A 12,089-nucleotide genomic window follows, 5' to 3' on the forward strand; every position below is an offset into this window, starting at 1 on the left:
CTCCTTCTCAAAGGCCCAGATAGGCCCGGCGCAGTTCGTCGCTGCGCAGCAGTTCGTCGGGCGCGCCGGAAAAGCGGATGCTCCCGTTTTCCATCACGTAGGCGCGGTCGGCGATCTCCAGCGACTGCCCCACGTTCTGTTCGACCAGCAGCACCGCCAGGCCCGTGGAGCGCAACTGGCGGATCAGGCCGAACATCTCTTCGACCAGCAGGGGCGACAGGCCCAGCGAGGGCTCGTCCAGGATCAACAGGCGCGGCTCGGCCATCAGGCCGCGGCCGATGGCCAGCATCTGCTGCTCGCCCCCGCTCATGGTGCCGGCCAGCTGTGCGGTGCGCTCCTTCAGGCGCGGGAAGGTGGCGAACACCTTGTCGATGTTCTCGGCTCGGCGCTCCCGGGCGCGCGAGAAGCTGCCGAGCGACAGGTTCTCCAGCACGCTCAGGTTCGGGAAGATCTTGCGCCCCTCGGGCACCTGGATCAGCCCGGCCTTGACGACCTCGGTGTAGTGCGCACCGCTCAGGTCGGCGCCGCCAAAGGCCACGCGCCCGGCCCAGGCCGGGTAGATGCCGCAGACCACATTGTTGAGCGTGGACTTGCCCGCGCCGTTGCTGCCCAGCAAGGCCACGGTTTCTCCCGGGTTCACCTGCAGGTCCACCCCGCGCAGCACTTCCACACGGCCATAACCGCCGCGCAGGCCCGCAATATCCAGCAGTGGGCCCGTGCTCATGCGGCCTCCTTCGAGGAGGAGGAGGCCGCAGCCGCGCGCAGGCGGGCTGCGGTGCCGTGGCCGAGATACGCCTCGATCACGCGCTCATCGGACGTCACCACGCCCGGGCTGCCCTCGGCGATCAACTGGCCCTGCGCCAGCACCCACACGTGCTCGGCCAGGTTCATCACGGCCTGCATGACGTGCTCGATCATCAGCACCGTCACGCCGCCCTGGGCAATGCCACGCACCACGGGAATCATCTCGGCAATCTCCTGGGGGTTGAGGCCGGCCAGCACTTCGTCCAGCAGCAAAAGGCGCGGCCGGGTGGCCAGCGCCCGCGCCAGCTCCAACCGCTTGCGCCCGGCCACGGTCAGGTCGGATGCGGGCTTGTCGAGCTGCGCCGTCAAGCCCACGCGCGCCGCCACCTCGGTGGCCAGCGCCAGCGCTGCCGCGCGGCGCGGCTCGTGCAGATGGGCGCCCACGGCGATGTTCTCGCGCACGGTCTGGGCGGCAAAGGGCTGCACGATCTGGAAGGTGCGCGCCATGCCCAGGCGGGCATTAAGGTGCGGCGCCTGGCCGGTGATGTCGCGCCCGGCGAACTGCACCGTGCCCGCGTCGGGCTTCACGAAACCGGTCATCAGCGCGAACAGCGTGGTCTTGCCGGCGCCATTGGGGCCGATCAGCGCGGTGAGCGAGCCTTCGGGTACCGTGAGGCTCACGTTCTGCACGGCCTTCAGGCCGCCGAAGGACTTGCCCAGTCCCGTCAGAGTCAGCAGGTCATTGGCCATGGCGGCCTCCCGAACGTTTCCACAGATGCACCACCGACTGTCCCAGGCCCGCGATGCCGCGCGGCAGGAACATGACGATGACCACCAGCACCACCCCGTAGATCACCATGTTGATGCCGGGCAGCTGGCCGAACAGGTTGCGCGTGAGGTCGGCCAGCACGTGCAGCACCAGGGCGCCCAGCACTGGCCCCCAGATGGTGCCGATGCCGCCCACGATGGCCGCCACCAGCGCTTCCACCGAGGTCACCGAGCCGTAGGCGATGCCCGGGTCGATGTACTGGAAGACCTGCACATAGAACGCCCCCGCCGCGCCCATGAAGCCGCCCGACAGCGCGATGGCACCCATCTTCACGGTGAACGGATTGACGCCGATGGCGCGGGCCGCGTCTTCGTTGTCGCGCACGGCCTGCAGCCAGGCACCGAAGCGAGAGTTCTTGAGCCACCAGCTGGCCAGCAGCGCCAGCGTGACCAGCGCCAGGATCAGGAAGACATAGCCCTTGCGCGAGCCGAACTGCATGTTCGCCACCGATTCCTTGAGCGGCAGCATCAGGCCCACGCCCGCGCCGGTGAAGGGCACCGACAGCGCCAGGATGCGGAACACCTCGGCAAAAGCCAGGGTGACCAGCGCGAAGTACGATCCCTTAAGCCCGTAGCGGAACGACAGCCCGCCCACGAACAGCCCCACCAGCGCGCTGCCGCCCACGGCCATGGGCAGCGCCACCCAGGCGTTGATGCCGCCCTGCATCTGCGCAATGGCCTGGATGTAGGCGCCCGTGCCGAAGAACAGCGCATGGCCGAACGAGAACTGCCCGCCGAAGCCGCCCAGGATGTTCCAGGCCTGCGCCAGCAAGGCGGCATACAGGGCCATCATGATGAAGTTCAGCAGCACGCCGGAGTCGGACGCGAAGGTGATGGCCGACACGGCCAGCGCGAAGAGCGCGATGGATGCGAGCTGCTTCATTGACGGGCTCCAAACAGGCCCTGCGGGCGAAACAGCAGCACGGCGATAAAGATGGCGAAGATCCCGATCTGCCCCAGCGATTCGCCCAGGTACAGGCCGCCCAGCGACTCCACCACGCCGATCAGCAGCCCGCCGACCAGCGCGCCCGCAAAACTGCCCATGCCGCCGAGCACCACGATGGTGAAGGCCACCAGCACGAAGCCGCTGCCCACCTGCGGGTTGACGTAGTAGGCCGGCAGCAGAAAGCACGCGGCCGCGCCCAGGCAGGCCAGGCCGATGCCGAAGCTCATGGCGTAGACATGGTCCACATGGATGCCCATGAGCTTGGCGCCGTGCTTCTCGCGCGCCACCGCGCGGATGGCCCGGCCCAGGTCGGTGCGCCCCACGATCCACAGCAGCAGGCCCGATACGACCAGCGCGCCAGCAAAGGACACGAGCTTGGGCAGCGCGATCATCGCCGGGCCGATGGCCACGGTGGTGAGGGTGTAGCTGGTCTCGATGGTGCGCGTGTCGGACTTGAAGAACAGCAGCGCCAGGTTCTCCATGACGATGGAGATGCCCAGAGTGACGAGCAGGATGTTCTCGTGCTTGCCGTGGCTGGCGCGGTTGATGACCACGCGCTGCAGCACGTAGCCCAGGGCGAACATGCCCGGCACGACGATGGGCAGCGCCAGGTAGGGGTCGATCCCCCAGTGCTGCTTGAGCAGGTAGACGGCGTACAGCGCCAACATCAGCGACGCGCCGTGCGCGAAGTTGATGATGTGCAGCACGCCGTAGATCAAGGTCAGGCCCAGGGCGATCAGCGCGTAGACCGCGCCGGTCGTCAGGCCGTTCAGGACCGAGGGGAAGAGGATGCTGAGATCGAACATGGGTGTGGTGTGTCCGGCTGTTCAGGCAAAGGCGCGGCCTGGCACCAGGTGCTCTGGCGCCGCGCTGGCCGTTGCAGGCATGGCCGGAGGTGGGTTTCTCAGGCCTTCAAGGGGAAGAGCGGGTCTGCTTCGCGGTAGTCGCGCGGGATGATGACCTTGATGTCCTTGTTCAGCACCTGGGTCATGAGTGGCTGGGCTCCCTGGTTCTGTCCGGCGACGAACTTGGTGGGGCCGTACGGCATGATGTGGTCGGCAAACGTGCTCTTTTCCAGCGCGTCGATCAGGGCGGCGCGGTCCATCGATTTGGCGCGCTCCAGGGCATCGGCCAGCAGCCACATGGACGTGTAGGTCATGAACAGTTCGTAGCTGAAGAACAGGCCCTTGGCCTCCACCCGCTTCTTGAGGTCCTGCGCGCGCTTGTCCTTGGGGTTGAACCAGTGGTTGCAGTCGATGATGCCGTTGGCTGCGTCCGGAAACTCCTTGACGAACTTGTAGCTCGACGCGGCGCCGCCCAGCACCGAGTAGATGGCCTTGGGCGTGACCTTTTGCTGCTGCATGGTGCGCACCAGCAGCGCGTACTCGTTGTAGTAGTTGGCGGGGATCACGATGTCGGGGTTGACCGCCTTCATGCGCAGCACGATGTTGTTGAAGTCGCGCGTGGGGTTGGCGTGCTTGACGACTTCCTTGACCTCGTAGCCGTAGCCCGGCAGCTCGCGCGACAGCAATTGGGCCGTACCGGAGCCGAACAGCGATTCCTCGTGGATGATCATCACCGTCTTGGCTGGCTTGCCGGCGGCGGTGTTGAGCACGTGCAGGTTGGCCATGGCCGTCTCGGTGCATTTCTTGTAGCCGGGGCCGAAGCGGAAGGTGTTTTTGAGGCCCCGCTCCACGATCTGGTCGGCCACGCCCACGTCCACGATGTGCGGCAGGTTGTACTTGGCGGCGGCCTGCGTGGTGGCCAGGCAGATGGCCGACGCGAAGGCGCCGACCACGGCGGACACGCCCGCCTCGTTCATCTTCTCGACCTCGGCCGCGCCGGCCTGGGGCTGCGACTGCGCGTCGCCCAGCAGGGCCTCGAGCTTGGCGCCGCCCAGGGACTTGATGCCACCGGCCTTGTTGATGTCCTCGATGGCCATCATCGCGCCCTCGCGGCACTGCTGGCCCGAGTACGCCAGCGCGCCCGTCACCGGGTGCAGCACACCCACCTTGATGGCCTTGGCCTGGGCCCCGCCCACCAGGGGGAAGGCCAGGGCCGATGCGGCGGCAGCCGACTGGGATAGGAAATGGCGGCGGTTACTCATGGGCGTTCTCCTTGGGGGGTGGGTCGGGGGGCGGTCGTTGTGATCAGTGGAACTGGGCGGACAGCTCTTTGCTGACCCAGACCTTGGCGTCGATGCTGCCGACGCGCGACAGCTGCATCTCGTATTCGTAGCGGTCCGGCCGGTACAGGCCGTGCAGCCATTGCACCGGCCGCTCCTGGTCGTCCAGGATCAGGCGGCGCACCGCCAGCAGGGCCGAGCCCACGGCCACATCCAGGTGGCGGGCGACGACGGCATCGGCCAGCTTGGCGGAAATCGTCTGGTGGGCGCGGCCCACCTTCACGCCGGATTCCTCCAGCAACACCAGGATGGGCTTGCGGGCCAGCTCGCGCCGGCCGAACTGGCGGGCGATGTCGGCGGGCACGTAGGTGGTGATGTGCGACAGAGGGCCTTCACGCGTGCTGCGCACCCGCACTGCCTTCTGCACCGAGTCGCCCACGGCGATCTGCAGCGCACCGGCCACGGCGCGCGATGCGGTCACCGTCTCCACATCGAGCACCTTGACCGAGGTGCGCAGACCCATGCTGACCAGATTTTCGAGCAGGCCTGTGAGTTGCGCGCGGTTGCTGTGGGGGGAGCCTTCCGCGCTGCCCTGCCCTGCGTCGGGCTGCGGCACAGGCCGGGTGCCGCGGCCGGGCTGGCGAGAGATCAGGCCTTCGCCCTGCAGCAGCTCCAGCGCGCGGCGCACGGTGACGCGGGCCACGGAGAACTGCTCCATCAGCGCCAGCTCGCCCGGCAGGCCCGCGGCGAAGTGGCCTTCCTGCAATTGCTCGCGCAGCACCAGGTAGATCTGGTGGTACTTGGGCAGTGGCAGCTTGGGCGACATGGGGTTCATCGTCAAGCATCGGTAATGTCCTGTCAATAAGACATTTAGGGTCGTTTGGTCCTGTTTTAAGGACATTTGCGCCAGAGAGCCACAGCCCGCAAGGCGCTCCCTTTTTTGGAGCACGCTTTTGCACAAAGACAGGGCCTGCAGCAGCACGGCGCACCACCACGGGGCGTCGATGAACGCCCCTGCCAGGGTGCCTTCGCGGCCCAAAATCCGCACGCTCGGGGTTTACCCGCGGGTGTCGCCTGCGTGCCGGTTTTGCGGTCTGCCGGGCACCAACGAATTGACGCCAGCACACACCCTTGCTACATTACTAACCAGTCAGTCATTAACTAAACACCCCTTTGACCTCAGCCTCCCCACCCCCTTCAGCCGGAACCAAACGCGAGCGCCGCAAGGAAGCCCGCCCCGGCGAATTGCTGGAGGCAGCGCTGGACCTTTTTGTCGAAAAAGGCTTTGCGGCCACGCGTGTGGACGAGGTCGCCGCGCGGGCCGGAGTGTCCAAGGGCACGCTGTTCCTGTACTTCCCCAGCAAGGAAGAACTCTTCAAGGCCGTGGTGCGCCAGAACATCGCGGGCCGCTTCGAAGAGTGGACGCAGGAGCTCGAAACCTTCGAGGGCAGCACCACCGAGCTGCTGCGCTACTGCTACCAGGTCTGGTGGGAGCGCATCGGCTCCACCAAGGCGTCGGGCATCACCAAGCTGATGTTCAGCGAGGCGCAGAACTTCCCGGAAATCATGCAGTTCTACCGGCAGGAGGTGATCCTGCCCGGCCAGGGGCTGGTGCGCCGCATCATCGAGCGCGGCATCGAGCGCGGCGAGTTCCGCCCCGTGTCGCTCGATTACATCGTGCACGTGGTGCTTGCACCGATGATCTTCCTCATGATGTGGAAGCACTCGGTGTCGGTCTGCATTCCTGAAGGCATGGACCTCGACCCCGAGAAATTCATCGAAGCGCAGATCGACAACGTGCTGCACGGGCTGCTGACGCGGCCCGATACACCCCCTGCCCCCTCCCCCTCCTCTTTCTCTGCATCGCCCCGACGCGGCGCCTGACCATGAAACGCTGGATTCCCTGGGTGGCCGCAGCCATCGTCATCGTGTTGCTCGGCGGCGGCGTGTGGCGTGCCATGGCGGCCCGCCAGGCGCAGCAAAAGGCGCTGAGCGAGACCACGGCGCAAAAAGCGCAGGCACCGCTTCAACTGGCTGCCGACGAGATCATCACCGTGCGGCGCCAGAACCTGATGCTGGGCGTGCCCGTGTCCGGATCGCTCCGTGCGGTCGACTCCGCCATGGTCAAGGCGCGCGTGGGCGGCGAGCTGCAAGGCCTGACGCTGCGCGAGGGCGACAGCGTCAAGGCCGGGCAGGAAGTGGCCCGCATCGACCCCACCGAGGCCCGGGCCCGCCTGCGACAGGCGCAGCAGCAGGCCGACGCGGCCAAGTCGCAGGTGGACATCAACCAGCGCCAGTACACCAACAACCGCGCGCTGGTGGACCAGGGCTTCATCTCGCCCACCGCGCTGGTCACATCGCAGGCCAGCCTCGAATCCGCGCAGTCGAGCTACCAGGCCGCCGTGTCGGCCGCCGACGTGGCGCGCAAGTCGCTGGACGACACCGTGCTCAAGAGTCCCATCACCGGCCTGGTGGCCCAGCGCCTGGCCCAGCCGGGCGAGCGCGTGGCCGTGGACGCCCGCATCATCGAAGTGGTGGACCTGTCGCGGCTGGAACTGGAAGCACTGCTCACCCCGGCCGATTCGCTGGCCGTGCGCGTGGGCCAGAAGGCGCTGCTGACCGTCGACGGCACAGCGACCCCGGTGCCTGCCACCGTGGCACGCATCAGCCCCAGCGCCCAGGCGGGCAGCCGCACCGTGCCGGTGTACCTGCGGGTGGACCAGGCCAAGGGCGACACGCCGCTGCGCCAGGGCCTGTTCGTGCAGGGCACGCTCGACACTGGCCGCGCCGAAGTGCTGACCGTGCCGCTCGACGCCGTGCGCACCGACAAGCCCGCGCCCTATCTGCAGACGCTCAAGGACGGCCGTATCGCCTACGCCGAGGTCAAGACCGGCGCGCGGTCGGTGGTCAACGGCCAGACCTGGGTCGCCGTCCAGGGCGTGGCAGAAGGCACGCCGGTGATCGACGGGCGCATCGGGCAACTGCGTGAAGGCACGACGGTGACCACTGCCGCAGCCGCCCCGGCGGGCGCGCCCGCATCGGCGCCCCGCGCTGCTCCCTGACCCGCCCGCACCGCCATGTGGTTCACCCAAGTCAGCCTCAAGAACCCTGTGTTCGCCACCATGGTGATGCTCGCCATCGTGGTGCTGGGTCTCTTTTCGTACCAGCGCCTCAAGGTTGATCAATTTCCCAACATCGACTTCCCCGTGGTGGTGGTCACCGTGGACTACCCCGGTGCATCGCCCGAGATCGTGGAGAGCGAGGTCACGAAGAAGATCGAGGAAGGCGTCAACTCGATCGCCGGCATCAACGCCCTGACCTCGCGCAGCTACGAAGGCACTGCGGTGGTCATCATCGAGTTCCAGCTGCACATCGACGGCCGCAAGGCCGCCGAGGACGTGCGTGAGAAGGTGGCCACCGTGCGCCCCTTGCTGCGCACCGAGGTCAAGGAGCCGCGCGTGCTGCGCTTCGACCCCGCCAGCCGCGCCGTGTGGTCGTTGGCCGTGCTGCCCGATGACAAGGCGGGCGGCACGCAGCGCAGTGCGGTGGAGCTGACCACCTGGTCCGAGCAGGTGCTGAAAAAGCGCCTGGAGAACGTGCGCGGCGTGGGCGCGGTGAACCTGGTGGGCGCTACCAAGCGCGAGATCAACATCTACCTGAACCCGCAGGCGCTCGAAGCCTTCGGCGTGACGCCCGACCAGGTGGCCCAGGCCGTGCATAACGAGAACCAGGACCTGCCCGTGGGCTCCATCCGGTCGCTGGCGCAGGACCGCGTGGTGCAGATCGACGCGCGCATGGAGCGGCCCGAAGACTTCGGCAAGATCATCGTCGCCCGCAAGAACGGTGCCCCCGTGCGGCTGGACCAGGTCGCCCGGGTCAACGATGGCGCCCAGGAAGTGGAGAGTCTCGCCCTGTACAACGGCCAGCGCACGCTGCTGCTGTCGGTGCAGAAGTCGCAGGGCGAGAACACCATCGAGGTGGTGGACGGCCTCACCGCGGCGGTGGCAGAGCTCAAGAACCAGCTGCCACCCGGCGTGCGCCTGGAGACCATCGGCGACAGCGCCCGCCCCATCCGCGTGGCGGTGAACAACGTGCGCCAGACGCTGATCGAGGGCGCCATCCTCACGGTGCTGATCGTCTTTTTGTTCCTGAACTCCTGGCGCTCCACCGTGATCACCGGGCTCACGCTGCCGATCGCGCTGATCGGCACGTTCCTGTTCATGAACATGTTCGGCTTCACCATCAACATGATCACGCTGATGGCGCTGAGCCTGTGCGTGGGCCTGTTGATCGACGACGCCATCGTGGTGCGCGAGAACATCGTGCGGCACGTGCAGATGGGCAAGTCGGCCTACAACGCGGCCATGGACGGCACGCAGGAGATTGGCCTGGCGGTGCTGGCCACCACGCTGTCCATCGTGGCGGTGTTCATGCCCATCGGGTTCATGGGCGGCATCATCGGCAAGTTCTTCCACGAGTTCGGCATCACCATCGTCGCGGCGGTGATGATCTCGATGTTCGTGAGCTTCACGCTCGACCCGATGCTGTCGAGCATCTGGCACGACCCCAGCATCCACGGGCATGGCCACAAGACCGGGCCCGTCACCTTCTACGACAAGACCATCGGCCGCGTCACCGGCTGGTTCGACCGTGCCACCGAGTCGCTGGCCGAGGGTTACCAGCGCATCCTGCGCTGGTCGCTGGTGCACAAGGTGGCGACGATGGCCATAGCGCTGGCCGTCTTCGTGCTGAGCATCTTCATGGTGCCGCTGCTGGGCACCGAGTTCGTGCCCAAGGCCGATTTCTCCGAAACCTCGCTCAACTTCTACACGCCCGTCGGCTCGTCGCTGGAAGCCACCGAGGCCAAGGCACGGCAGGTGGAAGGCATCCTGCGCGAGATGCCCGAGGTGCGCTACACGCTGTCCACCATCAACACCGGCAGCGCGCAGGGCAAGATCTACGCCAACATCTACGTGCGCCTGGTGGACCGCAAGGACCGCAGCCGCAGCGTGGACCAGATGTCCGACGTGCTGCGCGAGCGCCTGAAGACCGTGCCTGGCATCACCATCACCCACGTGGGCCTGCTGGACGCCGTGGGCGGGCAAAAACAGGTGGAGTTCTCGCTGCAGGGCCCGGACCTGCAGGAGCTGGAGCGCCTGACCAAGGTGGTCACCGAGAAGATCCGCGACATCCCCGGCCTGGTGGACCTGGACACCAGCGCCAAGCCCAACAAGCCGGTCATCGCCCTCGACGTGCGACGCGATGCGGCGTCGGACCTGGGCCTGTCGGTGGCGCAGATGGCCGCATCGCTGCGCACGCTGGTGGCCGGCACCACCGTGGGCAACTGGCGCGCGCCGGACGACCAGACCTACGACGTGAACGTGCGCCTGGCCCCGGAGGCCCGCACCGCCCCGCAGGACCTGGAGCGACTGCCGTTCGCCCTGGCCAACGCCGACGGCACCACGCGCATCGTGCGCCTGAACCAGGTGGCCAGCGTGACCGAATCCACCGGCGCCAACCAGATCAACCGGCGCGACCTGACCCGCGAGGTGGCGGTGAACGCCAACGTGTCACAGCGCTCGGCCGGCGAAGTGTCGAACGACATCAAGAAAGCGCTGGAGGGCGTGAGCTTTCCGCCCGGCTACCGCTACCAGTTCGGCGGCTCCACCAAGAACATGGCCGAATCGTTCGGCTACGCGATCTCGGCCCTGGCCATGGCCATCATCTTCATCTACATGATCCTGGCGAGCCAGTTCAAGAGCTTCCTGCAGCCGCTGGCGCTCATGACCTCGCTGCCGCTCACGCTGATCGGCGTGGTGCTGGCGCTCCTGATGTTCCGCTCCACGCTGTCGATGTTCTCCATCATCGGCGTGGTGATGCTGATGGGCCTGGTGACCAAGAACGCCATCCTGCTGGTGGACTTTGCGATCCGTGCCCGCGAGGAACACGTGAACGACGAGGGCCGCACCGTGCCTGGCCTGCCCCGTGCAGACGCCCTGCTGCTGGCCGCCCGCGTGCGGCTGCGCCCCATCCTCATGACCACGCTGGCCATGATCTTCGGCATGGTGCCGCTGGCATTTGCGCTGTCCGAGGGCTCCGAGCAGCGTGCCCCCATGGGCCAGGCGGTGATCGGCGGTGTCATCACCTCGTCGCTGCTCACGCTGGTGGTGGTGCCGGTGGTTTATTGCTACATGGACGACCTCGCAGGCTGGGCACGCCGCAAATTCGGCAACGCCCGCGCAACGCCCCCTAAAATCGAGGGTTTGTCCTGATCGTTCCGATCGGCCCTGCACCCGCCCCACGGAGAAATCCCATGAACATGCCCCTGAACACCTCTGCCAACATCAGCGACCCCGTCGCCCAGGCCCGCTACAACATGATCGAGCAGCAGATCCGTCCGTGGAACGTGCTCGACTTCGACGTGCTGGAGCTGCTGGCCGTGGTGCGCCGCGAACAGTTCGTGCCGCCGGCCTACAGCAGCATGGCGTTCATGGACATCGAAGTGCCCTTGCTGGGCAACGACGCAGAAGAGGCGGTGCGCCTGGGCCACAGCATGCTGCAGCCCCGCGTGGAAGCCCGCATCCTGCAGGACCTCCAGATCAAGCCGACCGACCGCGTGCTGGAGATCGGCACAGGTTCGGGCTACATGGCCGCCCTTCTGGCCCACCGCGCCGAGCGCGTGGTGTCGCTCGAAATCAACGCAGAGCTGGCCGAGATGGCCCGCGAGAACCTGCGCGATGCCGGTATCCAGAACGCCGACGTGCGCCAGGCCGACGGCGCCCGCGACCCCATCCCTGATGGCCCGTTCGATGTGATCGTGCTCAGCGGCTCCGTGGCCGAAGTGCCTGCCGCCCTGCTCTCCCAACTGCGCGACGGCGGCCGCCTGGGCGCCATCGTGGGCAGCGAGCCCGTGATGCGCTTCACCCTGACGCGCCGCACCGGTGACCGGTTCGAGACCACGTCGCCCTGGGACACCATCGCGCCGCGCTTGGTCGGCTTCCCCGAGCCATCCGGCTTCACGTTCTGATTTTCAGCGTCTGATTTTTCCTTTCGGAGTTCTGCATGATCGACCACGTCCGCCCCGCCCAGCTGTCTGCCTGGTTCGCCTCGGCCCCCGAAGGCAGCCAGCCCGTGGTGCTGGACGTGCGCGAGCCGTGGGAGCTGCAAACCGCGAGCGTGCGCGCCGATGGATTCGAGCTGGTCGCCATCCCCATGGGTGAGCTGACCGGACGCCTGGACGAACTGGACCCCACGCGCCCCATTGCCTGCCTGTGCCACCACGGCGCCCGCAGCCTGCGCGTGGCGGCCTTTCTGGAGCACCACGGGTTCGAGCGCCTGGCCAACATCACGGGCGGCATCGACGTGTGGTCGCATGAAGCCGACCCGGCTGTGCCCCGGTACTGAAGCCCGCTGCCACCGCACCGACGCTCCCTGTTTGTTCCGTCT

General features: G+C 67.2%; 11 protein-coding genes. 5 read left to right on the forward strand and 6 right to left on the reverse strand.

Going from position 1 to position 12,089, the window contains the following annotated elements:
- Positions 1-7: 7 nt before the first annotated feature.
- The 6 genes from ASF16_RS10850 to ASF16_RS10875 all read right to left on the reverse strand — a co-directional run bounded on the left by ASF16_RS10850 (position 8) and on the right by ASF16_RS10875 (position 5,469).
- Complete coding sequence (locus ASF16_RS10850; protein WP_056166353.1) at positions 8-724, reverse strand: ABC transporter ATP-binding protein; 717 nt, start codon at positions 722-724, stop codon at positions 8-10.
- Positions 721-1,494 carry an ABC transporter ATP-binding protein gene (locus ASF16_RS10855; protein WP_056166355.1) on the reverse strand — a complete coding sequence of 258 codons (774 nt, stop codon included), beginning with the start codon at positions 1,492-1,494 and terminating at the stop codon, positions 721-723. The genes ASF16_RS10850 and ASF16_RS10855 overlap by 4 nt, the downstream gene beginning before the upstream one ends.
- Positions 1,484-2,455 carry a branched-chain amino acid ABC transporter permease gene (locus ASF16_RS10860; protein WP_056166357.1) on the reverse strand — a complete coding sequence of 324 codons (972 nt, stop codon included), beginning with the start codon at positions 2,453-2,455 and terminating at the stop codon, positions 1,484-1,486. Before ASF16_RS10860 ends, ASF16_RS10855 begins: the two co-directional genes overlap by 11 nt.
- The gene (locus tag ASF16_RS10865) at positions 2,452-3,324 is read right to left on the reverse strand and encodes a branched-chain amino acid ABC transporter permease (RefSeq protein ID WP_056166360.1); all 873 of its coding nucleotides are present in this window, start codon (positions 3,322-3,324) and stop codon (positions 2,452-2,454) included. The genes ASF16_RS10860 and ASF16_RS10865 overlap by 4 nt, the downstream gene beginning before the upstream one ends.
- A gap of 98 nt (positions 3,325-3,422) precedes the next feature.
- Positions 3,423-4,625: an ABC transporter substrate-binding protein gene (locus ASF16_RS10870; protein ID WP_056166363.1), complete on the reverse strand. Its 1,203-nt coding sequence runs from the start codon at positions 4,623-4,625 to the stop codon at positions 3,423-3,425.
- Positions 4,626-4,668: 43 nt separating this feature from the next.
- Entirely contained in the window at positions 4,669-5,469 is an 801-nt protein-coding gene (locus ASF16_RS10875; protein WP_056166567.1) for a GntR family transcriptional regulator, read from the reverse strand.
- A gap of 347 nt (positions 5,470-5,816) precedes the next feature.
- On the opposite strand from ASF16_RS10875, the gene ASF16_RS10880 reads away from it, so the two are divergent.
- Genes ASF16_RS10880 through ASF16_RS10900 form a run of 5 tightly spaced genes read left to right on the forward strand, consistent with a single transcriptional unit; the run spans position 5,817 to position 12,047 of the window.
- Positions 5,817-6,527: a TetR/AcrR family transcriptional regulator gene (locus tag ASF16_RS10880; protein WP_056166367.1), complete on the forward strand. Its 711-nt coding sequence runs from the start codon at positions 5,817-5,819 to the stop codon at positions 6,525-6,527.
- Positions 6,528-6,529: 2 nt separating this feature from the next.
- Positions 6,530-7,705, forward strand: coding sequence for an efflux RND transporter periplasmic adaptor subunit (locus ASF16_RS10885; RefSeq protein ID WP_056166370.1), 1,176 nt, complete (start codon positions 6,530-6,532; stop codon positions 7,703-7,705).
- 15 nt (positions 7,706-7,720) lie between these two features.
- A complete protein-coding gene (locus ASF16_RS10890) occupies positions 7,721-10,915 on the forward strand; it encodes an efflux RND transporter permease subunit (protein ID WP_056166373.1) in 3,195 nt (1,064 codons plus the stop codon).
- A gap of 41 nt (positions 10,916-10,956) precedes the next feature.
- The gene (locus ASF16_RS10895) at positions 10,957-11,670 is read left to right on the forward strand and encodes a protein-L-isoaspartate O-methyltransferase (RefSeq protein ID WP_056166378.1); all 714 of its coding nucleotides are present in this window, start codon (positions 10,957-10,959) and stop codon (positions 11,668-11,670) included.
- Between the two features lie 35 nt (positions 11,671-11,705).
- Positions 11,706-12,047 carry a rhodanese-like domain-containing protein gene (locus ASF16_RS10900; RefSeq protein WP_056166381.1) on the forward strand — a complete coding sequence of 114 codons (342 nt, stop codon included), beginning with the start codon at positions 11,706-11,708 and terminating at the stop codon, positions 12,045-12,047.
- Positions 12,048-12,089 lie beyond the last annotated feature (42 nt).

The sequence above is a fragment of the Acidovorax sp. Leaf78 genome (assembly GCF_001422735.1).
Lineage (GTDB): Bacteria > Pseudomonadota > Gammaproteobacteria > Burkholderiales > Burkholderiaceae_C > Acidovorax.

Coding starts and splice junctions, on each gene's coding strand:
- ASF16_RS10870 (WP_056166363.1), bottom strand. CDS start 4,625: ATGAGTAACCGCCGCCATTTCCTATCCCAGTCGGCTGCCGCCGCATCG.
- ASF16_RS10895 (WP_056166378.1), top strand. CDS start 10,957: ATGAACATGCCCCTGAACACCTCTGCCAACATCAGCGACCCCGTCGCC.
- ASF16_RS10890 (WP_056166373.1), top strand. CDS start 7,721: ATGTGGTTCACCCAAGTCAGCCTCAAGAACCCTGTGTTCGCCACCATG.
- ASF16_RS10900 (WP_056166381.1), top strand. CDS start 11,706: ATGATCGACCACGTCCGCCCCGCCCAGCTGTCTGCCTGGTTCGCCTCG.
- ASF16_RS10865 (WP_056166360.1), bottom strand. CDS start 3,324: ATGTTCGATCTCAGCATCCTCTTCCCCTCGGTCCTGAACGGCCTGACG.
- ASF16_RS10875 (WP_056166567.1), bottom strand. CDS start 5,469: ATGTCGCCCAAGCTGCCACTGCCCAAGTACCACCAGATCTACCTGGTG.
- ASF16_RS10885 (WP_056166370.1), top strand. CDS start 6,530: ATGAAACGCTGGATTCCCTGGGTGGCCGCAGCCATCGTCATCGTGTTG.
- ASF16_RS10855 (WP_056166355.1), bottom strand. CDS start 1,494: ATGGCCAATGACCTGCTGACTCTGACGGGACTGGGCAAGTCCTTCGGC.
- ASF16_RS10860 (WP_056166357.1), bottom strand. CDS start 2,455: ATGAAGCAGCTCGCATCCATCGCGCTCTTCGCGCTGGCCGTGTCGGCC.
- ASF16_RS10850 (WP_056166353.1), bottom strand. CDS start 724: ATGAGCACGGGCCCACTGCTGGATATTGCGGGCCTGCGCGGCGGTTAT.